The following is a 21,697-nucleotide window of genomic DNA, read 5'->3' as shown; positions in this document are numbered from 1 at the left end:
TGTCCGCCACGGCATATCGCCACCAATCCCGCGTGACATCACACCTGCGAGAACGCCGCTATCGGAGTTTCTGCCCTTGCACGCTGATTTACTGGCCATCGTTACTTCGACCCCGGAGATGAGCAGCAATGGACGACGAGACGACGGCCGCCCCCGAGACAGCGGACAGCCCGCCGGTTATCACCGCGCAGGGGCTCGCTGTCGTGGGCGAACACGGCGCGCTCTTCTCTGATGTCGATCTCGAACTGCAGCCGGGGTTCCACGCCATCCAGATGCCGGGCGGTCCCGCTCAGCACACGCTGTTGCTGTCGCTCGCGGGTCGGCTCAAGCCGACGCGCGGCACCGTCACCGTCAATGGCGCGACGGGGCCCCGCGGCATCCGGAAGCACTGTGCCATCGCCGCATTCGCGGACATCGACGACCTCGAAGAAATGGTGACGGTGCAGACGGTGATCACCGAGCAGCGCCGCTGGGTGTCGCCGTTCCCGGCGTGGGTCCCGGTCCAGTCGGACGTCCCGGAGATGGCGGCGGTGTTCGGCGACGACATTCCCCTGTTGTCGCCGAAGACCTTCATCATCGGGCTGTCCGATCTTGAGCTCTTCCTGCTGCGCATCACCCTGGCGCTGATGTCCGACCGGCCGGTGCTGGTCGTCGGCGACCTCGAGCAGGTCCGCGACAACGAACGCCGCGCCCTCGCGGTCCAGCGGCTCGGCGCCCTCGCCGAACACCGCACCGTCGTCGTCGGTGTGACCAACCCGCTGGGCGACGACGCCCCCGACCACGTTCTGCATGACCGCCGTATGCAGACCGGAAAGGCCTGACCATGCTTGCTGGACTCGCATTCGGCTCGGAGATCAAGCGATTCGGCCGCAGCCGCATGACGCGTGCCGCCATCGTGGTGCTGATGCTGCTGCCCCTGGTGTACGGCGCGCTGTACCTGTGGGCGTTCTGGGATCCGTTCGGCCAGGTCAACAAGATGCCGGTGGCCCTGGTGAACGCCGACCGCGGCGCTGTCGTCGAAGGCGTCCACGTCAACGCGGGCGACGAGATCGCCCGGAGCCTGACCGCCGACCACAGCCTGGACTGGCACGTGGTGAGCGACAAGGAGGCGCGGGACGGCGTCGAGCACGGCAAGTTCTATTTCATGCTGGAGCTGCCGGAGAACTTCAGCGAGGCCATCGCCTCACCGGTCACGGGCAATCCCGAAAAAGCACAGCTGATCGCGGTGTACAACGACGCCAACAACTACATCTCCTCGACCATCGGGCGCACTGCCACGAGCCAGGTGCTCAACGCGGTGTCGACCCGCATCTCCGGCCAGGCCGTCAATCAGATTCTGTCCGTGGTGGTTTCGTCCGGAACCGGCATCAAGCAGGCGGCCGACGGGGCACAGAAACTGGCCGACGGTGCAGCGCAGGTCGACACCGGCGCGGGCAAGTTGGTCAGCGGTCTCGACAACGCCCGCAACGGCTCGGCCAAGCTGTCCTCCGGAGCCAAACAACTCTCCTCGGGCATCACCCAGGCCACCGACCCCCTGTTGAAGGTCACCAAGGCCCTGTCACAGGTCGGCGGAAGCACCGAGCAGTTGCAGCAGAGCGCGACGGCGCTGGAGCAGGCCGCCGACCAGGCCGGTGCGCTCGCCACCGCCCAAGACACCGCGGCAGCGGCGATCGGTTCGGTGATCCAACAACTTTCGGTGAACCAGGACCCGGTTTCGGTCGGTGCGGTCAACACGCTGCGCGGCGTCCAGGACCAGCTGAACGGCCATCAGTTCACGCCACAGATCCGTCAGCAGATCACCGATGGCCGCAATGCCGCGATCTCGATGACCGAGACTCTGCGGTCCCCCGGCAGCCCGCTCCGGACTGCTCTCGACCAGGTGGGCAGCAGCGGCCAGCAGCTCACCGACAAGCTGAACCAGTTGCGCAACGGCGCCCAGCAACTGGCCACCGGAAATGCGCAATTGGCAAGCGGCATCGTGCAACTCGATGACGGGGCGCGCCAGTTGAAGTCCGGCACCGTTCAGCTCAAGGACGGCAACCACGAGCTGGCCACCAAGCTGGCCGACGGCGCCAAGCAGGTGCCGACGTGGACCGAGCAGCAGAAGCAGGCCATCGCCGACACCATCGGTGGTCCGGTGAATCTGGAGTCCTCGCACGAGAACGGCGCCCCCAACTTCGCCACCGGCATGGCCCCGTTCTTCCTGACGCTGGCCCTGTTCTTCGGCGCGCTCGTGCTGTGGATGGTGTTGCGGCCCTTGCAGAACCGTCCTATCGCGGCCGAGGTGCTGGCCATCCGTGTGGTGTTCGCCAGCTATCTGCCCGCGGCGGTTCTCGCACTGGGCCAGTCGATCATCCTGTACTGCGTGGTGCGGTTCGCCCTCGGCATGCAGGTGGCGCATCCCGTGGCGATGCTCGGCTTCATGATGCTGATCTCGCTGGCCTTCGTCGCCGCGACGCAGGCCATCAACGCGCTGGTCGGGCCCGCCGTCGGTCGCGTGCTGATCATGGCGCTGCTGATGCTGCAGATGGTCAGCGCCGGCGGCATGTATCCGGTCGAGACGACGTCCCGGCCGTTCCAGGTCATGCACAAGTTCGATCCGATGACGTTCGGCGTCAACGGACTTCGCCAGTTGATCTTGGGCGGTATCGACGGCCGACTGTGGCAGGCCATCATCGTGTTGGTGTGCATCTGGCTCGGCGCACTGGGCATTTCGAGTCTGTGCGCCCGCCGCAACCGGACCTGGAACCTGATCCGGCTCTTGCCTGCCATCAAGATGTAAGGGTTTCTACCCCAGGCTGACGGTGCCGTCCGGGTTGATGCGCCAGTTCGGATTATGGGCGATCTCCCAGATCACGCCGTTCGGATCCTGCACATGCGCGTGGAACACGCCACCGAACTGCCCGGGTTGTGGCGGCTTGAGCGTGGTGCCGCCCGCGGCGATCATGGCAGCCGCCAGCGCGATGACTTCGTCCTGGCTGTCGACGTTGTGTGCCAACGTGATTCCTCTGACCTGTGAGTGGTCGGCAGCCTGCGCGAGATCGGCGTTGAACTTTTCCGCGAGGAAGAACCCGAGCAGTTGGCCCGGCGCCGTCTGGTAGAAGATGATCTCCCCCGGCACATCGAGCGTCGGCGTCCAGCCGAGCGCACCGTAGAACTGCCGGGTGGCATCGAGATCGACCGTGGCCAGCGTGAAGAAGTGCACTTGCTGCTTCATGGCCCCAGGCTACGTAGCCCGACCGACACTGCTCGCACGGCTCGACTAGAGCAAACCCACGCCGGCGACCAGGAGCGCGACGACCTTGACCAACTCCAGCACCACATAGACGTGGTGACCGCGGGAGCGCGGCCCTTCGCGCCCGGCCAGCACCTCGTCGGACCGACGGTTGAGCCCCGGCCGCACGGCAATCAGCTGCACCGCCAGCGCCCCCACGGCCACGGCGAACGCGACCATGACGGTCACCGACGGCCGATTCATCAAGGCCGCCAGAACAATTGCCGCAGCGAACACCAGCTCGACGGTGTTCAGCGCCCGGAACACCAGACGCCCGATACCGAGACCGATCGGCACGGTGACGTTCGGCGCCCGAAATTTGAGCGGCGCCTCCAGGAAGGAGATGGCGAGCACCATCCCCAACCAGACGAAGGTGATGGCGATCTGGATCGCAGTCGGCGTACTCATCAGCGGCGCGGCTAGACGGCCAGCGGGCTGAACGCTTCGAACCAGATGCGGTCACGCGCCACGCCCGCCGTCCCGAGCTGCCGGACCGCCGCTTCCATGAAGGGCGTCGGACCACAGATGTAGACGTTGACATCCGGCGGAAATGCGATGGCGCTCAGGTCAATTCGACCGCGCCGGTCGGGTTCCGTCAGAGGATAGCCGTCAGGCAGTCCGTCGTACCACGTGTGCAGCGCGGCACCGGGAATCTGCGCGACCAGATCCGCCAACTCGGCACGGTGGGCGTGACTGGCGCGGGTGCGGTCGCAGTGCACGACGGTCACCTGGCGTCCCGGCTGCTCGGCCGCGATGAAATACAGCATGCCGAGTACCGGCGTGATCCCGATGCCCGCCGAGATCAGCAGCAGTGGCGTCTCCGCCGGACTGTCCAGGGTGATATCGCCGAAGGGGTGCGACACCTGCAGCACGTCGCCTTCGAACACGTACTCGTGCAGGTACGACGACACCGCGCCGTCGCGGCGCACCGAGATGCGCCACCGGTCGTCGGCACCCGCGTGGGACAGACTGTACTGACGAATCTGCCGTGCCCCGTCGGGCAGCTGCACGGCTACCGAAATGTACTGTCCAGGAGCAAAATCCGGAAGTTCGGCACCATCGACGGCGGCGAGCCCAAAGGCGACGGTGAGCGGCGACTGCTGCACCCGTTCGACCACCCGAACCGGCATCCAGACATGCTCCGGACTGGTTCCGGCCGCCGCGTACAGCTCCCGTTCCCGGCCGATCAGCATGTCGGCCATCGACCAGTACACCGCGGTCCACGCCTCGGCCACCTCCGCGGTGACGACGTCGGCGCCGAGCACCTCGACGATCGCCGCGAACAGATGTTCATAGACCACCGGGTACTGTTCCGGCGCCACGCCGAGCGACGCGTGCTTGTGGGCGATCCGCTCGATGACGTCCGCCCCGGGGGCGTCAGGGTGGACGAGCAGCGTGGCGTACATCGCGACCGATCCGGCCAATGCCTTCTGCTGCGACCCGTTGGCCTGGTTGCCGCGGTTGAACAGGTCCCGCTCCAACTCGGGATGTGCCGCGAACAGCCGGCGGTAGAAGACAGGCGTGATCTCGCCGACGGCACCGCCGATGACAGGCAACGTGGCTTTGACAACCTCGGCATGGGCCGGCGACAACGTGGACGTGGACAACATGGCAGGACCTCTCACTTCGTCGTGAATGCGTGGGCGCGACCTGGATCGACGACTAGCCGATGCCCGTCCTCCACCTGCCTGCCAGGCTATTTAAATAAGCATGATCGATGCAAGTATTACTGGACGTGACCTACGACACAACGTAGTAGCCGCTGGCACGCGCCTCAGAACGACCGATCTGCGAATCCGACGACCCCGATGTTTGACCGCCCCGTCAGACGGCAATGAACCAGATATGTTCACCAACAAGTTGATTCCCCTGCTGGCGGCCGGAGCGTTCGCATCGGCTGGCGTGGCCGCCTCGTTCGTGTCAGCCGATATCGTGCCGAGCACCGTGGGCGCCCATCCGGTCCTCACCAGCTACCCCCTGCAGCCCGTCGATGATCCCGGCCCCGGCCCGGGCGGTGGCGGCTGTGTCAACGGCCAGTGTGGTTCCGGCGGCGTGAACGGTGGACCCGGAGGCGGCCCGGGAGGTGCCGGCTGCGTGCCCACCCAATGGGGCACGGCCTGCGGTTCCGGCGGCGTGAACGCCGGCCCGGGTGGCATTCCGGGCGGCAGCGGCTGCATTCCCGGAGTGGGTTGCGGCAGCGGGCACGGCTAGACGTCCGTGAGGCCCGTTTCAGCGACCAACAGACGATCGACGACGCTGGTGCTCTCAGGCGAAAGGCCTTGGCGCATCAGCGCGTCGAGCAATTGAGCTGCGACGGTCTTCAGCTTCACCTGGGTCGTCTGGGACCGCCACTTCAGGATGTCGAAGGCGCGGTCCGCGTCGACACCGTAGGCCACCATGAGCACACCTTTGGCCTGCTCGATCAGCGCACGGGCCTCGACGACGCCGGACATGGCCTTCGTGACATCAGATTGCACACTGTCGGTGACGTCGACATAGAAACCTTCGGTGCCGATCACGTGACCGGACTCGTCGAGAATCCGATCACCGACCACGACCATCCAGCGGGTGCAGCCCGCGGCATCGATGATCCGGTGGCGGCTGCTGAACTGCCCGCCCGTCTTGACCCGGTCCAGGATCTCCGCCACTTTCGCGCGATCATCAGGATGCTGGTGGCTCAACAACAATTCGGTGGTCGGCTCGACCGCCCCCGGCTCGTAGCCGTGCATCCGGGCCACCTGGTCGGACCACACCCAGCGCTGGTCGGCGACGTAGTACTGGAATGTGCCGACGCGCTGATTCTCCCCGCCGCTGAAGACGGCGGCGACGTCCCACGACTCCTGACTGTCGACAGGCGTATCCGTCATATCCGTCGCTCGGTGCTCGGGCATGGTCGTCGATCCGGCCGGCGAACCGGACCTGATTCATCGTAACCCGTTACGCCAGAGCGCCGTCAGGCCTGCGCGACCTGCTCCCGGATGTCCCGCAGGGTGCGCTCCAGGATGCGCGAGACGTGCATCTGCGAAACACCGATGCTTTCCGCGATCTGGCGCTGCGTCTTGGCCGCGAAGAACCGCAGGTACAGGATCCGCTGTTCGCGCACCGGCAGCGCTTGCAGCACCGGTTTGACCGACTCGCGGTCGGTGATGCGCTCGAACCCCTCGTCTACGTCACCGAGCAGGTCGGAGAGCGACTGCGCGTTGTCCTCGTTGTCGACGACGGGCGTGTCGAGCGATTGCGGCTGATAGGCATTGGCCGCCAGCAAGCCTTCGACGATCTGTTCCGGCGAGACGGACAACGCTTCCGCCAGTTCACCGGCGGTCGGTGTGCGCCCTAGCCGCTGCGTCAATTCCGTTGTCGCGCCCTTGATTTGCTGACGGATGTCGCGAATGCTCCTCGGCACGTGGACTTTCCAGCCATAGTCGCGAAAATGGCGGCGCAACTCCCCCATGATCGTCGGGACAGCGAACGCGACGAACCCCGCACCGTTGTCCGGATCGAAGCGGTTGATCGCCTGGATCAGGCCGAGTCGTGCCACCTGGACCAGGTCGTCAAGGTTCTCTCCTCTGCCATCGAAATGCCGCGCCAGCCGGTCCGCCAACGGGCAGCACCGCAAGACGATCTGCTCGCGCTGCCGAGCGAACTCGTCGGATTCGGCTGGCAGGGCGCGGAGCTCCGCCACCAATTCCGGTACGTCCGCATACTCGTCGGCGTAGCGGGCTCCTGCAGGTAAACGCTGCTCCAGCAACGAAGTTGACATGACGTGCCTTCCCCAGGCCTACAACACGCACCGGGAGATTCGGCTCCCTGAGTATCGACTCGGCGCCGTGCATGCGTGTTGTTTCCACCAATGAGGTGGACCGGCAATCTGCCGTCGCCGATCGCCACCTACGGCATCAATACAGCCGTGCCCTCATCTGGACCGCGGCCGCGTACCGGACCGGTGGCGCTCAGCTGCCGTCGCTTCGGTCTAAGCAACTGCGCCATCTTGACGCTGCATCCGACCATACCGCCGAACCCATCGAGGCACCACCGCGGCGCCGCGCCGACCGGCCATCACAGCTGGTCAGGCGGCAAAAAACTTTTCTGCCAGAACAGGTTTGGCCGGGACCGCCCCAGGGTATGCCCGGGAACGGCACCGACCAACAGTTGAAAACCTCGACAGGAACGGCTCTTTTCGATGGCGGTATGTATTACCTGCGGAACCGATTGCGACGAGTCGTTCACTGTCAATTGGAACGGGCGCAGCGCAAGCTTCGACTGCATCGAATGCATGGCCACCATGGTGGCCCCGATGTGCCGCCACTGCGGATGCCGAATCTTGGGCCACGGCTTACGACTCGACGGCCGCCAGTACTGCTGCGACCATTGCGCTCAGGCCGGTGATCACTCGGCCAGGCCGTCGGCGAACACCGACCGTTGGCAATTCGGGTAGTCATCAAGTGATGCGAACGGTGGTTTAGAACTTCGGACGCGGGGTAAACCCGCCGTATTCGTCGACCGCAATGGAGCGATCCGACCGGTGAGCCGAGGATCGGTGGATTCCGTCATGAAGACCATCACATGTTGCATCGCAGCGGCGGTGCCCCTGACGACCCTGATGCTGGCCGCGCCGGCGGGCAGCGTTCCGGCGCCTGCGCAGCCGTGCCCTGATATTCAAGTGATTTTCGCGCGTGGCACGATGGAACCGCCGGGCGTGGGCAAGGCCGGCCAGGCCTTCGTCGACTCCCTCACCGCGCGGGCCGCGGGCCGCACGGTCGATGTGGCCCCGGTGGACTACCCCGCGTCGCTCGACTTCGCGACCGCCGCGGATGGGGTCGTTGACGCGACGAACCGGGTTCAGAGCGCTGCATCCGTCTGCCCCACCACCAAGATCGTGCTGGGCGGGTATTCCCAGGGCGCGGCGGTGGCCGCCTACATCACCGAAGACGCCGTCCCCGCCGGTGTCACCCTGCCCATGGGTATCACCGGGCCGATGCCGGCATTCGTGGCAGACCACGTCGCGGCAGTCGTCCTGTTCGGCAAGCCGTCGTCCGGCTTCCTGCAGATGGTCTACACGGGCGCGCCCCCGATCACGGTCGGTTCGCGTTACGTGTCGAAGACCCTCGATCTGTGCATCGCCGATGACCCGGTGTGTTCGACGGGCGGCGGCGACAATGCCGCCCACGTGGAGTACTCCGACAACGGAATGGCCGACCAGGCAGCACAATTCGTCATGGGCAAGCTCGGCCACTCCCCAGCGCAACCCCGCGTCGAATAGTCCGCGCCGCGCTGATCAGCGGCGGTCGGTCAAAAGCGGAAATTCCTCGGCTTCGACGCGCCGGGTGTGGTCTTCGGTGGCCTGCTGCAAGTCGGTCAGCGCCGTCTCGAATTCTGCTGAGGCCGGGTCCAGCCGTGCCATACGGTCCAGCCGTTCCTTGGTGTCATCGGTCTCGCCGCGGAGCGACTCGACCACCAGCTCCCGCCGCACCCTCGGGTGGACCAGCAGTTCCCCGCTCACTTCCTGCGCGGTCAGCGCGGCGCGCAGCTCCGCGAAGCGCTGCCGGCGCGCGGCGGCGTCGGCCGCGTGCAACGTCTTTCGGAACAACTCACGCGCCATGAGGTGCCGGGCCTTGACGTAGTCGATGACGTCATCGGTGGCGGTCGTCGACACAGTTCTCATCAAAATCCCTCCAAGGTTGGTCCGGCCGGTTTTCCAGCTTCTGTGACCCAATCCGCGGCGAAGTAAACCCTCCAATTACGCCCGAACTACTGCGGCGAGACGTCGGCGCTGCCCTCCTCGGGTGGCCAGTGGTGCCCCTGAGACGCGGCGCCCGGGTCGTGGAAGTCGCCGCGCGACAGCGGCACCCACTGCTCGCTGGCCGCGGCCTGCTCGGCGGGGAAATCTTCCAGATCGCCGAACGGCTGCGCATCCCACATCGCGAACGTCAGCGGCGTCCGGAGCCAGCTGTACAGCAGCAGATACGTCGCCTCGAGCGAATCGAGGTGGGTGCGTTCCCAGCCGTGACTGCCGTCGAGCCCGAATCCCACGAGAGCTGCCCGGGTCGCGGCGCCGGCTTCGATGGCCGCCGCCACATCCGAGCGGTAGTAGCGAAAGATGTCGCGGGCGTGGGTGATTCCCTTTTCCTGGGCCAGCTTGCACAACTTGCGGGTGAGGTAATAGTCGAACGGTCCGTGCATGTCGGCCATCGGGATGGTGACGCCGTGTTCGAGCGACTGCTGGCCGGGCGCGCAGACCGCGTTGTCGACCGACACCAGTTCCGCGACGTCGGGCGGCAGGCCGTGACTGGCACCGTGGCCGACCTCCTCGGTGATCGTCACCATGAGCGTGGTGCGGTGCGGCAGCACGATGTTGCGCTCGGCGACGACCTTGGCCAGTGTCAGTGCGACGGCCACGCCGGCCTTGCCGTCGAGGTGGCGGGAGACGACGAAGCCGTCTTCCGTCAGCTCCGGGCTGGCGACCAGCGCGACGAAATCGCCGACGTTGAGCCCCAGCTGCTCGAGATCCGCGCGCGACGACACGCTGCGGTCGACACGGACCTCGACGTCGTCCCAACTGGTCGGCTGGGTGTCGATCTCGTCGCCGAACGCATGACCACTCGCCTTGAGCGGCATCACGGTTCCGGTGAAGAACTTGTCGTTGTCGTCGGGCAGGATGCGGACCCGGGCGCCGGTGGCGAATCGCGCCGAGAAGGTGCCGACGGGCACGAGCGCGAGCCGGCCGTTGTCCTTGAGTTCGCGCACCATACAGCCGATGGTGTCGGCGTGCACCACGATGGCGCGGTCGGTGGTCTGCGACCGCCCCGGCAGTTCGGCGATGAGTGCACCGCGCCGGGTCAGCGTGAACGGCACGCCGAGTTTGGTCAGGGTCTGGCCGATCAGTTGCATCACGGCATCGGTGCGACCCGACGGGCTCGGCGTCTGCAGCAGCGCCAACAGGGTGTCGACCATCCAGCCTCGGTCGTCCGGCGACATCCGTACGTTCTCGGCATCGTCGGGCTCAGCCATCATCTCTCCAATTGTCAGTGTTGCTCGATCGGGTCTGGATGCCAGGCCCACGGCGTCGCCGCGGTTCGCGGGAACAGCAGATCAATGAACGCCTGTGCAGTCGGCCGCGGCTCGTGATTGGCCAGGCCCGGCCGCTCGTTGGCTTCGATGAACACGTACTCCTCGCCGCCCACCGACGGCACGATCAGATCGATCCCGGTCACCGGAATCTCGATCGCAGCCGCCGCGTCGACCGCCACTTTCGCCAGCATGGGGTTGAGTTCGTCGGTGACGTCGTGAATGGTCCCGCCGGTGTGCAGGTTGGCGGTGTGACGCACGATCAGTCGTTCGTTGGCGGGCAGCACGTCGTCCAACTGCCAACCAGCCTTGTGCACGGTGTCATCGGTGACGCTGTCCAGCGGGATCACCGATTCCCCGTGGGTGGCCACCGACCGGCGCCGGCTCTGTGCTTCGATCAGCTGGCGGATGGTGTGGGTGCCGGTGCCGATCACCTCGGGCGGCCGGCGGATGGCCGCCGCGATGACCTTCCCGTCGATGACGACGATGCGCAGATCTTCACCCTCACAACGTTCTTCGATGAGGACGTCGGGGCAGTGCTGCATGGCCAGGCCGATGGCACGGTTCAGATCATCGGGGTTGGTGACGCCGACGGTGATGCCCGCGCCCTGTTCGCCCCGGGCCGGTTTGACGACGGCTGTCCCCACCTTCTCCAGGAAACGGCAGTCCTCGTCGGTGAACGTCGCGGTGCAGCCCTCCGGCACGCGGATGCCCGCCTCCGCGACGACGGCCCGGGCGACGCGCTTGTCGTCACACCGGCTCATCGCCACCGCGCTGGTCAGCTCGGACAGCGATTCACGGGTGACGATGCTGGTGCCACCGTGGGTGAGCCGGAGGTAGCCGCCCTGAGCGTCGAGCACGTCCACCGCGATGCCCCGCAGGATCGCCTCGTCGGCGATGATCCGGGCATACGGGTTTAGTTGTCCCAGTTCTTCCTCCGGTTTCACCGGGGCGAACAACGGTTCGTTGATGGCGTTCTTGCGTTTGATCCCGAGCGCGGCGGGCACCCGAGTGAAGCCGATGCGCTCATAGAGCGCGATCGCGCCGTCGTTGTTGTGCATCACCGACAGGTCCATCTGGGACCGTCCCCGCCGGCTGAACTCCTCGATCAGCGAGCGCACCAGCAGGCCGCCGGTGCCGGGCCGGGTGCCGGTCGGCTCGACCGCCAGGCACCACAGGCTGGATCCGTTCTCCCGGTCCCCGAACAACTGGCAGTGATCGATGCCGGTGACCGTGCCGACCACCTGCCCGGTCTCGTCGTCCACGGCGACCAGATACACCACGTGCGGCGCGGTCTGACTGTTGGTCCACATGAGGTCGCTGTCGGCCGGCACCATGTGGCACCGCACGTAGATGTGATTGATCGCGATGCAGTCCTCGATCGAATTCACCTGGCGGACCGTCAATCCCGGGACATCGGGCGGACGATATTGCATGGGCTTCGTCAGGTCGAGCCGGTAGGTGAAGCTCGGGTCGATGAAGAATTCGTGGGCGTGCAGCGCCACGAAGACGTGTGGCGCATCGAGATACATCCCGATGTCGCGGCGGCCGCTGCCCTCCTCCCGCAGCGCCGTCCCGAACTCGTCGGGATCGTGGAACGTCTGACCGAAAACCAGCCGCCCCCAACCCATATCCTGTACGACACCCTCGGCCATCTCGCCGCTCTGCGTTGTCATCATCGGGCTGCTCCGTCGACGTGGTTGGCGAGCCAGAGTTCCAGCAATCCGATCTGCCACAACGGATTCCCGCGCAGTGGGGTGAGGTTGCCGTTGGGGTCGTCCAGCATCTGCGCGACCACATCGGGGGCGAACAGACCACGATCACGCGCGGCCTGGCTGTGCAGCGCATCGCGGACCAGGTCGAGGTACGGGCCGGCGAGGTGCTTGAGCGCGGGCACCGGGAAATAGCCCTTGGGCCGGTCGATGACGTCGGCCGGAATGACCTTGCGCGCAGCGTCTTTCAGCACACCTTTACCGTCCTGGGCGGTCTTGAGTTCCGGCGGGCATGTCGCCGCGAGCTCCACCAGCTCGTGGTCGAGGAAGGGCACGCGCCCCTCCAGACCCCAGGCCATGGTCATGTTGTCGACGCGTTTGACCGGGTCGTCGACGAGCATGACGGTGGTGTCGAGCCGCAATGCGCGGTCGGTCGCGGTGCCCGCCCCGGGATGGGTGAAGTTCTGCAGCGCGAACGCGCCCGCGGAATCGTGCTCGAGCCGCCACCTCGGCTGCAGCAGGCGGTTGACCGCATCGTGACTGCGGTCGAAGAACGCGGCGCGGTAGCGCTGCAACGCGTCGGCTGGATCGTTGTCGATCGCCTGCGCCATCGGTGGGTACCAGTGATAGCCGGCGAAGATCTCGTCGGCGCCCTGCCCGGACTGCACGACCTTCACATGCTGGCTGACCTCCTGCGACAGCAGGTAGAACGCCACACAGTCGTGGCTCATCATGGGCTCGCTCATGGCTTCGACGGCACCGGAGAGCGCAGGCAGCATGCGTGACGAGTCGATACGGATCTGGTGGTGATCGGTGTCGAATTGACGGGCGATGATGTCCGAGTACTTGAACTCGTCGCCTTCCTCGCCACCGGCGGATTCGAAGCCGATGGAGAAGGTGGCCAGGCCGTGCTGGCCGGCTTCGGCGAGCAGGCCGACGATCAAGCTGGAGTCCAGGCCGCCGGACAGCAGGCAGCCGACCGGCACGTCGGCCACCAGGCGACGCTCGACCGCGGTGCGCAGTGCCGCCAGCACTGCGTCCCGCCAGTCGTTCTCGGTCCAGTCGGCCCGCTCGAGCGACCGCTCGAAAACCGGTTCCCAGTAGGTCGTTTCCGTGCGCTTGCCATCGCGTTCGATGCGCATGACGGTGCCCGGCGGCAGCTTCTGCACCCCACGCAGGATGGTGCGCGGAGCGGGCACGACCGAGTGGAAGCTCAGATAGTGTTGCAGGGCAACAGGATCGAGTTCGGTATCGACGCCGCCGCCGGCAACCAGGGCCGGTAGCGACGACGCGAAGCGCAGCGCTCCCCCGGCGGCCTCACACCAGTACAGGGGCTTGACGCCGAGGCGGTCGCGCGCCAGCAGCACCCGGCCCGATTCGATCTCCGCGACCGCGAAGGCGAACATCCCGTAGAGATGCTCGACGACACGCTCGCCCCACTCCTGATATCCCTTCAACACCACCTCGGTGTCACTGTGGGAGAAGAATCGGTATCCCTTGCCCGAAAGTTCTTGGCGCAGTTGGGGATAGTTGTAGATACACCCGTTGAAGACGACGGTGAGGCCCAGCTCCGGATCGTGCATGGGTTGGTGTCCGTGACTGGACAGATCGATGATTGCCAGACGCCGGTGGCCCAACGCCACCCCGTCCCGCACCCACAATCCGCTACTGTCCGGGCCCCGCGGTGCCATGCGGTCGGTCATGGCAGCAACCGCCGCCAGATCAGCACCACGGCCCCAGGCGATTTCGCCGGCAATGCCGCACATGGTGGAAGTCAGCTCCCTTGATGGACGTCTCCGGCTCCACCGTACCCGATGTGCACCGTCGACGTGCGGATGATTCAAATTTGTTCTGCTGCAGTATGTTTGCTCGCTGAGTTGTCAGCGATCCGATTTACGGCGACGAAAGTACCCGTCCCACAGACCGCACTCCGGCGGCGTCATCTGGAGTTTCCTGTTGATTTCCAATCGATTTCGTGATGCGGAGTCCGGTCAGCCGGCTACCGCCTTGCGCGGTAGCCGACTAACCTCGTCAAAATGTCTGTGCCACTACCTCATTGGACAGTGGGATACGCGCGCGGACCACGCAATTGCGCCCGCTGCCGTCGGCGCCTCTGTACCGATCGCCGCCACGCGTCGAATCGACCGTATTGAGTTGTCGCTCGCGTCCGTCAAGGACTGCTCCCCTCCATGGCTTCGCTCGATCAGCTCAGGGCAGGCGCTGCCCTGGGGTTCACGTACCCGGGCACGGACCGGGTGAAACCTCGAAGCCGCAAACTCGTCGAAATCGCAGGCACACTGGTCAGGTGATGGATTTCCGCGGGTACCTGCTGGTCGCCGCTCTGCTCGCCACGACCGCCCTGACGCTGGTCCTCGGGATCACCGATCCCGAGGCGCCGCTGTCCTACCCGACCCGGTTCCTGGTCTGGAACATGTTCCTGGCCTGGATCCCGATGTGCTTTGCCGCCGCGTTCTCGGTAGTGACCCGCCGCCGCTGGCTGCTTCCGCTGGGTCTGGCCTGGCTCGCGTTCCTGCCGAATGCGCCGTACCTCGTCACCGACCTGGTGCATCTGGGTGAGCAGGACGAGCTGTGGCGCCACGTCCTGCAGTACGGGTTCGCCGCATGGACCGGCATCCTGCTGGGCACCGTGTCCCTGTTACTGGTGCACAAACGGATCGATCGCGAGTTCGGGCCGGTCTGGGGCTGGCTGACCGTGGTCACGTCCGTGGGGCTCTGCGCGATCGGCGTGGTGATCGGCCGCTTTCAGCGGTGGAACTCCTGGGACCTGGTCACCCGGCCCCACGCCGTCGTGGCCGCCACGTTCGAGTGGGTGCGCGCGCCGCTGTCGTACGTGCAGTCCACCGGGGTCGGGGTGGCGGTGGCCGCGTTCTTCGGGTTGGCCTACGTGACCATCTGGGCGCTGGGCGGCGTCTCCCGCCCGCAGGTCAGCGCGAATCCAGGAAGGTGATGACGGCCAGCACCCGGCGGTGATCTTCACCGGTGTCGGGCAGGTTCAGCTTGCTGAGAATGCTGCGCACGTGCTTCTCGACGGTGCCTTCGGTCACCCAGAGCTGATGCGCGATGCCGGCGTTCGACCGGCCCTCCGCCATCAGGGCCAGCACTTCGTGCTCGCGTTCGGTCAACACCGCCAGCGGGTCCTCCCGCCGCTGCGCCGCGAAGAGTTCCTGCACGAGGGCGGGGTCGACCACCGAGGCACCACCGGTGATGCGGTGCAGCGTCTCGAGGAAATCGGTCACATCGATGACGCGACTCTTGAGCAGGTAGCCGATGCGCTGGCCGCCGCTGAGCAGTTCCATCGCATGCTCGACGTCCACGTGCGCCGACAGGACCAGGATCGCGACGTTCGGCAGTTCGCCGCGGATCACCTTGGCGGCGTCCAGGCCCTCGGTCGTGTGCGTCGGCGGCATCCGGATATCGGTCACCACGAGGTCGGGCACGGTGTCCCGGACCAACGTGAGCAGCTCGCCGCTGTCACCGGCCTGCCCGACGACGGTGAAGCCCGCGCCGGTCAGCAGGCTCGCCACGCCTTCCCGAAGCAGCACGTCGTCGTCGGCGACAACGACGCGCGTCCCCTCCACTGCGTCCACCTGTGTCCTGTTCGTCTCGACCCATGGCCGCCGTGCCGTCAGACGCCGGACGTGCCGCTCATTGCGTTCATCTTGCCTGGCCGCGATCCCGCGTCGCTCGCGGTCCTGTGAATCGGCCCCGGACCCGCTGACAGGGAGCTCGTATTGCAGCTAGCCCTACCCCCTATTTGGGCGCTGGCATCGACGACACCGACGACGCCGCGGAGCATTCTGAATACCAGCCGGACACGGCCAACCGAAGAATTCAGAACACCGAAAGCTGGTAGAGGACAATGCATATCACCCGCACCCGGATCATCCCGCTGGCCGCGACCGCAGCGGCGGCCCTGGCCATCGTCGTCGCCCCGACCGCGGCGGCCGCCACCCTGCCCACCGGGTCCACCGTCACCCAGAGCAACGGCAACGCCCAGGTCGTGGCGACGCCGGGCCCGGCAGCCCAGGAAGCCGGCCAGTTGCAGCAGCCGTTCGGCGGCGACTACGGCTTCCTGCTGTTCCACAACCACTGACCTGATCCCGAACCCTCCCGTCCGACCGAAAGCGAGCCCCGATCATGAAGAACTCCCTGAAGCGCGCCACTGTCTGGTTGTCCATCGCCGCGGTCGCCGGGGCACTCGTGGTGGCACCCGTCGCCGCCGCGGACACCAACCCGACCGTCCCCTCCGGCACCGACACCTACAGCCAGTACCAGAACGGCGAACACAACACGAACGCGCCGGCAGGCCACATCGATCAGTCGTTCTGACGCTTCGGCCAAGTCGCCGTCTGCGCCGTCCTGACCACGGTTAGGGTCGTGACGAGATCAGGCGACCAGGCGGGAGGCGGCCCATGAACCCGGCACGATGGAATCCGGCTGTCTCCACCCCGCCGTGGTACGTCGGGCTGCTGGTCGCGGCAGGACTGATCGCCGCCGAGGTCGGAGTGGTGCAGCTGTTGCGCGATCCGCCGCCGCACAGCACCTACGCCATCGTCTTCATGTTCGGCGTGCTGGTCATGAGCGCGGGCTGGGGCCTGGGCCTGTCACTGCTCACCACCGTCGCCAGCACCGTCGCCTATCTGTGGGTGCATCTGGACGGCGGCCCGCTCCTGCCCCTCAAACCCATCGACATTCTCACCGTCTCGGTGTTCCTGCCCATTGCCGGGATCGCGAATGTCCTTGGCTGGCAACTGCGTAACCGCGCACGCGACGCGTACCAGAGCTGGCAGGTCGCCACCGAGGCCACCGAGCGCGTGCGTGAACTGGCCGATCAACAGGGGGCGCTGCGACGGGTCGCGACACAGATCGCCGAAGGCAGATCACCGTCCGACGTCCTGTCCGGTGTGGCCGACGAAGTCGCCGCGGTACTGCACGTCCGCAACGCCGGGCTCGTGCGCTACGAGCCGAGCGGCACCGCGACTCTTGTTGCGGCACATGATGAGCCGGGACTCACGGCAATCTCCGTCGGGACCACGTTTCCCCTCGACGGCGACGACGTCATCGCGATGGTCCGCTCGACCGGCCGCCCGGCGCGCATGGACACCCACGACGACGCCGGGGGTTCGACGGCGGCGCTCGTCCGCGACCTCGGGCTGCACGCGTGCGTCGGCGTGCCCATCACGGTCGACGGACAACTCTGGGGCGCAATGATTGTCGGCACATCCGGTCCCGATCCGCTGCCCGCCGATACCGAAGACTGTCTGAAGGACTTCGCCGAGCTCATCGCCACGGCCATCGCGAACGCGCATGCGCGCGCCGAGCTCGTCGCATCCCGCGCCCGCATCGTCACCGCCTCCGACAACGCGCGGCGCGGCATCGAACGCGACCTGCACGACGGCGCCCAGCAGCGCCTCGTCACCCTGGCCCTGCAGGTTCGCACCCTCCAGATGGCTATCCCCGAGGATCCCGCCGAACTGCAATCCCGGATCGCCGGCATCGGCGACGGCCTGCGCACCGCCAGCGACGAGCTGCGCGAACTCGCACACGGGGTCCATCCCGCGATCCTGTCGCGCGGCGGGCTGCGTCCGGCACTGCGCGACCTCGGCCGGCGCGCGCCGCTGCCCGTCGAGGTCAATGTCGATGTCCCGGTAAGGCTGCCGCAGGCCGTCGAGATCGCCGCGTACTACACCGTCGCCGAAGCCCTCACGAATGCCGCCAAGCACGCGCAGGCGTCCGTGGTCACCGTGAACGTCGACACCGACGCGACGTCGTTGCGCATCGCCGTCGCCGACGACGGGGTCGGCGGCGCCAACCTCGACGCCGGCAGCGGCCTGCTCGGGCTCGAGGACCGCGTGGCAGCGCTCGGCGGCAAGCTCCGTGTGTCCAGCATCGCGGGCGCCGGCACCACGCTGGTCGCCGAGATGCCGCTGGAAGAAGCCGTCGCCATCGGCACAGATAGCAGCTAGCAGGAATGCCCCGACGGCATCACCCGCGCGACAATGCAGTACATGACGAACGCCCAATCTCTGCGATGCGTCATCGTCGACGACAACGCCGACTACCTCGCCGCGGCGACGGCACTCCTGGAACAGGGCGGCATCGATGTCGTCGGTACGGCGCGGTCGCTCTCGGACGGGATGCACACCGTCGAACGGCTCCGGCCGGACATCGCGCTGGTGGACGTGAACCTCGGCGAGGAGAGCGGATTCGACCTTGTCGCCCAACTGAACTCCCACGCGGGTACCGCCACCGTCATGGCCATCCTGACTTCGACCTTCACCGAACTGCCCGTCGCAGAGTTGACCGACTCGCCCCCGAGGTTCCTGCCGAAACTCGATCTGTCGGGTGACGCCATCCGCGCCCTCATCGCCTGACGGCCCGAGTTGCGCTGGGCCGCACGGGGCCGCGCCACACAGCCGAAACGGCCCGGCTCCCCACCAATGTCACCCCTCGATACCGCCTTCTCATCGAAAACCCTTGGAAGGCAGAAACACTGGTCCGGTGGAGCCGGGCCGGTCGCCGGACGCGCGATCAGAGAGGCTGATCCAGCGCGCCGGCAGACTGTTTGGCCTCGTCGCGGTCTGCGCCGGCGACAGGTGCCAGGGTGAACGCTCCGATGGCGGCGACAGCGGCCAGCCAGGGGGCGAAGTGCTTGACGGTGATCTTCATGGTCGGTCCTCGCTTTCACGTCGACAGCCGGAGTTCCGGAGTGCTTCCATCGTCGGGCTTGACCTGCACGTTTGTCGCTCCGGCGAGCACCCGTTCCCGCGTTGCAGCTAGCTGGAAGATGCTCCGATCCCTGACGTCGACCACTAGGGGGCGTCGCCAACGGATCAAATGATGTCAAGCACCGCTGGACGCGGCGGCTACGATCGGCAAAGGCGACTGGCGCAGGTGGGTGACCACCGGGAAGCTGAACTGGGACGCATCGACCGCCTGGGTGCTCCTCACCTTTGAGGAGAATGCATGAGCGCATCCGTCATGGACGGCACCGCCGTCGCAAACCAGATTCTGAACGAAACCCGTTACCGGGCAGCGAATTTTGAACGATCGCATGGCCGCAAGCCGTGCCTAGCTACCGTCCTGCTGGGCGATGATCCTGCTTCACACACCTACGTGCGTATGAAGGCCAACCGGTGCCGGAGCATCGGTCTTGATTCGAAACGCCGCCATCTGCCGGAGACGGCCAGCACCGCCCAGGCCGTCGAACTTGTCACTGAGCTCGCCAACGACAACGGTGTCGACGGCATTCTGGTGCAGCACCCGATGCCGAGACAGATTGACGAGCGCGAGGTCTTCGAGGCGATCACACCGGGCAAGGACGTCGACGGAGTCACTTATGCATCGTTTGCCACTATGGCGCTGGGTGGCAATGGATTTCAATCGTGCACTCCCGGTGGCATGATGCGATTACTCGATGCCTACGACGTCGACCCGGCCGGCCACCATGCCGTCGTAATCGGCCGCAGCCCCATCTTGGGCAAGCCGATCGGGATGCTGCTGCTGGGGCGCAACGCCACGGTGACCTACTGCCACTCCAAGACAACCAACCTGCCGGCCATCATCGCCGAAGCCGACATTGTTGTCGCCGCCGTTGGCCATCCCGAACTCATCAAAGGCGACTGGATCAAGCGCGGCGCCGTTGTCCTTGATGCCGGTTACAACCCCGGCAACATCGGTGACGTGGAATACTCCGCCGCCACTCAACGCGCCAGCCTGATCACCCCCGTTCCCGGTGGCGTCGGACCCACCACTATCGCAGTGTTGCTCGCCCAAACTGTTGACGCCGCCAATCGAACCGCATTGGGAGCACGGCGTTCAAACTAGGACAATCGCCGTCGGGCCACCGTCATAAGGTCTGGGTCGATCAAGCCGAGGCCGGCGTCCTGATCATCGGCCAGCGGACGCTGCAGAGGCAGGGCGACGAACCGACAGTTGAAGGTCATCCCGGCGTCGGCGTCCAGACCGAGGACTGAGTGCGACCACGCATCTGGGGTCTGATGGGGCACGTCGATTACGAAGAACGTGGTCATCCGTAATTGCCCGGTCACGGGGTGTGGCTTGTTCTCCGTTTGCAACTGCGCGCGGAGCCTCAGCCCGACGAGGCCCGTCTCCTCGCCAACTTCGCGCAGGACAGCTTGTTCGGGCGTCTCGCCCGTCCGAACTCCACCGGCGGGAATCTGAACACCAGCCTCTGGCATCCCCGCTTGCTCAAATACGAGCAACTCCCATGTGTGTCGTTCCCGGCGAATGACGTAAGCGGCTACGCGCATCCGGGTCACCGGTGCAATTGTGCACCAACGGAGGTCGATGAAAATCCTTTGAATCCAATGCAGCCGTGCTGTCACGATTGCTCATGCCCGTCAACATCAGGGAAGCCGTTGCTGCGGACGCAATGGCTGTTGCAGAGGCTCATGTCCGGTCATGGCAAATCGGCTACCGCGGTCTACTTCCAGCTCCGTACCTTGATGCCTTGCGACCCGACGACAGGGCCAGCCGGTACTCCTTCGAACAGATGAACCCCGAAGGTCCCTTCACTCAGGTCGCTATTGACGGGGACACGATCTGCGGTCACGTCACCACAGGTCGTTGTAGAGACGACGACCTCCAAGGCGGTGGCGAGATCTGGGCAATCTACGTCGACCCGCACAACTGGGGCTGCGGAATCGGGCATCGCCTCATCACCGCTGGTTGCGCGCACCTGCGGAGTCGCGGCTACAACATGGCGTCACTGTGGGTTCTATCGGCGAACGACCGAGCCCGACACTTCTATGAATCGGCGGGTTGGTACTACGACGGGACACAACGCACCGACTCGATCGGCGACCATCTCGTCGACGAAGTGCGCTATCAGCGGTCACTGCAATTCACAGATTGATCGGCACCTCGCCCGAGATGCCACTGCGATGTAACCGGCGTAGTCCACCGAGGCGTCAGTGGTGTCGCCAAACGGAGTCGCCATGCGCTCCAATCCACCGCTCTAGAACCCGCGGTGCGTTCGGCATAAGAAAACCTCTCGCGAACCACTGCTATGACAGGCGACACTGCAGTACGTGATCAGCGACGTGGTGTTCATCGGTGGACGATCCGGGACCGGCAAGACCAGCGTCAGCTTCGAGATGCATGCCCAACTCAGTGCCAGCGACATCTCACACTGCCTAATCGACGGCGACTTCCTCGACATGGCCCACCCGCCACCCCGGGAGCACGACCTAGCTGAGCGCAATCTCTCCGCAATGTCAGCGAATTACCGCGCGCTGGGTTATCACCGCATGATCTACACCAACACCGTCAGCGTGCTGCCCGAACAGATCACACGCCTCACTACCGCGATTGGCGGCAACCCCAACGTCATCTCAGTCTTACTCACTTGTACCGACACCACGGCGGCCAAACGCCTCGGTCAACGCGAGATCGGCTCAACTCTCGACCAGCATCTCGCCTCCAGCGCCGACATGAGTACAAGACTGCAGCTTGGCGTTGCCGACTCAGCCCATCACATCCCCACTGACGATCGCGCCGTAGCCGACATCGCCGCTGAGATTATTCGCCTCACGGGGTGGTGAAGTCACAAGCTGTTCCAGGCCGCGAACCAGTTGACTCCGCTTGGGAAATCAAGAAATTG

Annotated in this window: 26 protein-coding genes and 1 riboswitch; of the genes, 13 read left to right on the top strand and 13 right to left on the bottom strand. The window is 65.9% G+C overall.

All coding sequences use genetic code 11. The annotated features are described in order from the left end of the window. The first annotated feature begins 128 nt into the window (after positions 1-128). Positions 129-821 carry a hypothetical protein gene (locus BR47_RS0104625; protein ID WP_029118743.1) on the top strand — a complete coding sequence of 231 codons (693 nt, stop codon included), beginning with the start codon at positions 129-131 and terminating at the stop codon, positions 819-821. A 2-nt stretch (positions 822-823) separates the two neighbouring features. Next, a complete protein-coding gene (locus BR47_RS0104620; RefSeq protein ID WP_020100120.1) occupies positions 824-2,782 on the top strand; it encodes a YhgE/Pip domain-containing protein in 1,959 nt (652 codons plus the stop codon). Between the two features lie 6 nt (positions 2,783-2,788). Here the strand turns inward: BR47_RS0104620 and BR47_RS0104615 are convergent, their stop codons facing one another. The 3 genes from BR47_RS0104615 to BR47_RS0104605 are packed head-to-tail and all read right to left on the bottom strand — an operon-like array spanning position 2,789 to position 4,884. Continuing rightward, the gene (locus BR47_RS0104615; RefSeq protein ID WP_029118742.1) at positions 2,789-3,217 is read right to left on the bottom strand and encodes a VOC family protein; all 429 of its coding nucleotides are present in this window, start codon (positions 3,215-3,217) and stop codon (positions 2,789-2,791) included. Between the two features lie 45 nt (positions 3,218-3,262). After that, a complete protein-coding gene (locus tag BR47_RS0104610) occupies positions 3,263-3,682 on the bottom strand; it encodes a hypothetical protein (protein WP_029118741.1) in 420 nt (139 codons plus the stop codon). Between the two features lie 11 nt (positions 3,683-3,693). Continuing rightward, the gene (locus BR47_RS0104605) at positions 3,694-4,884 is read right to left on the bottom strand and encodes a globin domain-containing protein (protein ID WP_029118740.1); all 1,191 of its coding nucleotides are present in this window, start codon (positions 4,882-4,884) and stop codon (positions 3,694-3,696) included. Positions 4,885-5,119: 235 nt separating this feature from the next. On the opposite strand from BR47_RS0104605, the gene BR47_RS0104600 reads away from it, so the two are divergent. After that, positions 5,120-5,485 carry a PE-PGRS family protein gene (locus BR47_RS0104600; protein WP_231506652.1) on the top strand — a complete coding sequence of 122 codons (366 nt, stop codon included), beginning with the start codon at positions 5,120-5,122 and terminating at the stop codon, positions 5,483-5,485. Here the strand turns inward: BR47_RS0104600 and BR47_RS0104595 are convergent. From BR47_RS0104595 to BR47_RS32940, 3 genes are all read right to left on the bottom strand, one after another. After that, positions 5,482-6,141 (bottom strand): PAS and ANTAR domain-containing protein, encoded by a 660-nt coding sequence (locus tag BR47_RS0104595; protein ID WP_029118738.1) that lies wholly within the window; start codon positions 6,139-6,141, stop codon positions 5,482-5,484. The two genes, BR47_RS0104600 and BR47_RS0104595, sit on opposite strands and share 4 nt — an antisense overlap. Positions 6,142-6,227: 86 nt before the next feature. Next, complete coding sequence (locus BR47_RS0104590; protein ID WP_051634614.1) at positions 6,228-7,034, bottom strand: SigB/SigF/SigG family RNA polymerase sigma factor; 807 nt, start codon at positions 7,032-7,034, stop codon at positions 6,228-6,230. A 296-nt stretch (positions 7,035-7,330) separates the two neighbouring features. Further along, positions 7,331-7,549, bottom strand: a complete 219-nt coding sequence (locus BR47_RS32940) for a hypothetical protein (RefSeq protein WP_155987057.1) — start codon at positions 7,547-7,549, stop codon at positions 7,331-7,333. Here BR47_RS32940 and BR47_RS33680 point away from each other — a divergent pair. Continuing rightward, positions 7,455-7,709: a metallothionein gene (locus BR47_RS33680; RefSeq protein ID WP_081831197.1), complete on the top strand. Its 255-nt coding sequence runs from the start codon at positions 7,455-7,457 to the stop codon at positions 7,707-7,709. The two genes, BR47_RS32940 and BR47_RS33680, sit on opposite strands and share 95 nt — an antisense overlap. A 165-nt stretch (positions 7,710-7,874) precedes the next feature. After that, a complete protein-coding gene (locus tag BR47_RS0104585; protein WP_502685816.1) occupies positions 7,875-8,534 on the top strand; it encodes a cutinase family protein in 660 nt (219 codons plus the stop codon). 15 nt (positions 8,535-8,549) lie between these two features. Here BR47_RS0104585 and BR47_RS29730 read toward each other — a convergent pair whose 3' ends face one another. The 4 genes from BR47_RS29730 to BR47_RS0104565 form a co-directional block, all read right to left on the bottom strand. After that, positions 8,550-8,936, bottom strand: coding sequence for a hemerythrin domain-containing protein (locus BR47_RS29730; protein ID WP_141772174.1), 387 nt, complete (start codon positions 8,934-8,936; stop codon positions 8,550-8,552). Positions 8,937-9,022: 86 nt separating this feature from the next. Next, the gene (locus tag BR47_RS0104575) at positions 9,023-10,285 is read right to left on the bottom strand and encodes an osmoprotectant NAGGN system M42 family peptidase (RefSeq protein WP_020100111.1); all 1,263 of its coding nucleotides are present in this window, start codon (positions 10,283-10,285) and stop codon (positions 9,023-9,025) included. Positions 10,286-10,296: 11 nt separating this feature from the next. After that, the gene (gene ngg, locus BR47_RS0104570) at positions 10,297-12,015 is read right to left on the bottom strand and encodes an N-acetylglutaminylglutamine synthetase (protein WP_020100110.1); all 1,719 of its coding nucleotides are present in this window, start codon (positions 12,013-12,015) and stop codon (positions 10,297-10,299) included. Beyond that, positions 12,015-13,817, bottom strand: coding sequence for an N-acetylglutaminylglutamine amidotransferase (locus tag BR47_RS0104565; RefSeq protein ID WP_029118735.1), 1,803 nt, complete (start codon positions 13,815-13,817; stop codon positions 12,015-12,017). Before BR47_RS0104565 ends, ngg begins: the two co-directional genes overlap by 1 nt. A 539-nt stretch (positions 13,818-14,356) precedes the next feature. On the opposite strand from BR47_RS0104565, the gene BR47_RS0104560 reads away from it, so the two are divergent. Next, complete coding sequence (locus BR47_RS0104560) at positions 14,357-15,019, top strand: DUF1361 domain-containing protein (protein WP_029118734.1); 663 nt, start codon at positions 14,357-14,359, stop codon at positions 15,017-15,019. Here BR47_RS0104560 and BR47_RS0104555 read toward each other — a convergent pair. Beyond that, positions 14,997-15,650 (bottom strand): response regulator, encoded by a 654-nt coding sequence (locus BR47_RS0104555; RefSeq protein WP_029118733.1) that lies wholly within the window; start codon positions 15,648-15,650, stop codon positions 14,997-14,999. The genes BR47_RS0104560 and BR47_RS0104555 overlap by 23 nt on opposite strands. Before the next feature lie 281 nt (positions 15,651-15,931). Between BR47_RS0104555 and BR47_RS0104545 the strand changes: the two genes are divergently transcribed. The 4 genes from BR47_RS0104545 to BR47_RS0104530 all read left to right on the top strand — a co-directional run bounded on the left by BR47_RS0104545 (position 15,932) and on the right by BR47_RS0104530 (position 18,446). After that, positions 15,932-16,165, top strand: a complete 234-nt coding sequence (locus tag BR47_RS0104545; RefSeq protein WP_020100105.1) for a hypothetical protein — start codon at positions 15,932-15,934, stop codon at positions 16,163-16,165. Positions 16,166-16,209: 44 nt separating this feature from the next. After that, positions 16,210-16,401 (top strand): hypothetical protein, encoded by a 192-nt coding sequence (locus BR47_RS0104540; protein ID WP_020100104.1) that lies wholly within the window; start codon positions 16,210-16,212, stop codon positions 16,399-16,401. A gap of 83 nt (positions 16,402-16,484) precedes the next feature. Then, positions 16,485-18,038, top strand: a complete 1,554-nt coding sequence (locus BR47_RS0104535) for a GAF domain-containing sensor histidine kinase (RefSeq protein ID WP_029118732.1) — start codon at positions 16,485-16,487, stop codon at positions 18,036-18,038. Positions 18,039-18,080: 42 nt separating this feature from the next. Further along, a complete protein-coding gene (locus BR47_RS0104530; RefSeq protein WP_081831211.1) occupies positions 18,081-18,446 on the top strand; it encodes a response regulator in 366 nt (121 codons plus the stop codon). Positions 18,447-18,603: 157 nt separating this feature from the next. Here BR47_RS0104530 and BR47_RS33455 read toward each other — a convergent pair whose 3' ends face one another. Further along, positions 18,604-18,741 carry a hypothetical protein gene (locus BR47_RS33455; protein ID WP_177127332.1) on the bottom strand — a complete coding sequence of 46 codons (138 nt, stop codon included), beginning with the start codon at positions 18,739-18,741 and terminating at the stop codon, positions 18,604-18,606. A gap of 202 nt (positions 18,742-18,943) precedes the next feature. Next, positions 18,944-19,021, top strand: a riboswitch (ZMP/ZTP riboswitch). Positions 19,022-19,038: 17 nt separating this feature from the next. Here BR47_RS33455 and BR47_RS0104520 point away from each other — a divergent pair. Continuing rightward, entirely contained in the window at positions 19,039-19,899 is an 861-nt protein-coding gene (locus BR47_RS0104520) for a bifunctional 5,10-methylenetetrahydrofolate dehydrogenase/5,10-methenyltetrahydrofolate cyclohydrolase (RefSeq protein WP_029118730.1), read from the top strand. Here BR47_RS0104520 and BR47_RS29725 read toward each other — a convergent pair. Beyond that, complete coding sequence (locus BR47_RS29725; protein ID WP_231506651.1) at positions 19,896-20,420, bottom strand: NUDIX domain-containing protein; 525 nt, start codon at positions 20,418-20,420, stop codon at positions 19,896-19,898. The two genes, BR47_RS0104520 and BR47_RS29725, sit on opposite strands and share 4 nt — an antisense overlap. 8 nt (positions 20,421-20,428) lie before the next feature. Between BR47_RS29725 and BR47_RS0104510 the strand changes: the two genes are divergently transcribed. Both BR47_RS0104510 and BR47_RS0104505 read left to right on the top strand, forming a co-directional pair. Beyond that, a complete protein-coding gene (locus tag BR47_RS0104510) occupies positions 20,429-20,950 on the top strand; it encodes a GNAT family N-acetyltransferase (RefSeq protein ID WP_036426788.1) in 522 nt (173 codons plus the stop codon). A gap of 175 nt (positions 20,951-21,125) precedes the next feature. Further along, entirely contained in the window at positions 21,126-21,638 is a 513-nt protein-coding gene (locus BR47_RS0104505) for an ATPase (RefSeq protein ID WP_197035044.1), read from the top strand. Positions 21,639-21,697: the final 59 nt, after the last annotated feature.

Source organism: Mycobacterium sp. UNC410CL29Cvi84 (assembly GCF_000686745.1).
GTDB lineage: Bacteria > Actinomycetota > Actinomycetes > Mycobacteriales > Mycobacteriaceae > Mycobacterium > Mycobacterium mucogenicum_B.
Note: the sequence above shows the minus strand (reverse complement) of the source record. Positions and strands in the feature narration are given on the sequence as shown.

What these genes read in the sequence shown, in the direction of transcription:
- ngg (WP_020100110.1), bottom strand. Translation starts at nt 12,015, where the DNA reads ATGACAACGCAGAGCGGCGAGATGGCCGAGGGTGTCGTACAGGATATG.
- BR47_RS0104535 (WP_029118732.1), top strand. Translation starts at nt 16,485, where the DNA reads ATGAACCCGGCACGATGGAATCCGGCTGTCTCCACCCCGCCGTGGTAC.
- BR47_RS0104545 (WP_020100105.1), top strand. Translation starts at nt 15,932, where the DNA reads ATGCATATCACCCGCACCCGGATCATCCCGCTGGCCGCGACCGCAGCG.
- BR47_RS0104510 (WP_036426788.1), top strand. Translation starts at nt 20,429, where the DNA reads ATGCCCGTCAACATCAGGGAAGCCGTTGCTGCGGACGCAATGGCTGTT.
- BR47_RS0104590 (WP_051634614.1), bottom strand. Translation starts at nt 7,034, where the DNA reads ATGTCAACTTCGTTGCTGGAGCAGCGTTTACCTGCAGGAGCCCGCTAC.
- BR47_RS0104625 (WP_029118743.1), top strand. Translation starts at nt 129, where the DNA reads ATGGACGACGAGACGACGGCCGCCCCCGAGACAGCGGACAGCCCGCCG.
- BR47_RS0104565 (WP_029118735.1), bottom strand. Translation starts at nt 13,817, where the DNA reads ATGTGCGGCATTGCCGGCGAAATCGCCTGGGGCCGTGGTGCTGATCTG.
- BR47_RS0104575 (WP_020100111.1), bottom strand. Translation starts at nt 10,285, where the DNA reads ATGATGGCTGAGCCCGACGATGCCGAGAACGTACGGATGTCGCCGGAC.
- BR47_RS0104620 (WP_020100120.1), top strand. Translation starts at nt 824, where the DNA reads ATGCTTGCTGGACTCGCATTCGGCTCGGAGATCAAGCGATTCGGCCGC.
- BR47_RS0104615 (WP_029118742.1), bottom strand. Translation starts at nt 3,217, where the DNA reads ATGAAGCAGCAAGTGCACTTCTTCACGCTGGCCACGGTCGATCTCGAT.
- BR47_RS0104600 (WP_231506652.1), top strand. Translation starts at nt 5,120, where the DNA reads ATGTTCACCAACAAGTTGATTCCCCTGCTGGCGGCCGGAGCGTTCGCA.
- BR47_RS0104605 (WP_029118740.1), bottom strand. Translation starts at nt 4,884, where the DNA reads ATGTTGTCCACGTCCACGTTGTCGCCGGCCCATGCCGAGGTTGTCAAA.
- BR47_RS0104540 (WP_020100104.1), top strand. Translation starts at nt 16,210, where the DNA reads ATGAAGAACTCCCTGAAGCGCGCCACTGTCTGGTTGTCCATCGCCGCG.
- BR47_RS33455 (WP_177127332.1), bottom strand. Translation starts at nt 18,741, where the DNA reads ATGAAGATCACCGTCAAGCACTTCGCCCCCTGGCTGGCCGCTGTCGCC.
- BR47_RS0104610 (WP_029118741.1), bottom strand. Translation starts at nt 3,682, where the DNA reads ATGAGTACGCCGACTGCGATCCAGATCGCCATCACCTTCGTCTGGTTG.
- BR47_RS29730 (WP_141772174.1), bottom strand. Translation starts at nt 8,936, where the DNA reads ATGAGAACTGTGTCGACGACCGCCACCGATGACGTCATCGACTACGTC.
- BR47_RS0104530 (WP_081831211.1), top strand. Translation starts at nt 18,081, where the DNA reads ATGACGAACGCCCAATCTCTGCGATGCGTCATCGTCGACGACAACGCC.
- BR47_RS0104585 (WP_502685816.1), top strand. Translation starts at nt 7,875, where the DNA reads ATGCTGGCCGCGCCGGCGGGCAGCGTTCCGGCGCCTGCGCAGCCGTGC.
- BR47_RS0104595 (WP_029118738.1), bottom strand. Translation starts at nt 6,141, where the DNA reads ATGACGGATACGCCTGTCGACAGTCAGGAGTCGTGGGACGTCGCCGCC.
- BR47_RS33680 (WP_081831197.1), top strand. Translation starts at nt 7,455, where the DNA reads ATGGCGGTATGTATTACCTGCGGAACCGATTGCGACGAGTCGTTCACT.
- BR47_RS32940 (WP_155987057.1), bottom strand. Translation starts at nt 7,549, where the DNA reads ATGCATTCGATGCAGTCGAAGCTTGCGCTGCGCCCGTTCCAATTGACA.
- BR47_RS0104520 (WP_029118730.1), top strand. Translation starts at nt 19,039, where the DNA reads ATGAGCGCATCCGTCATGGACGGCACCGCCGTCGCAAACCAGATTCTG.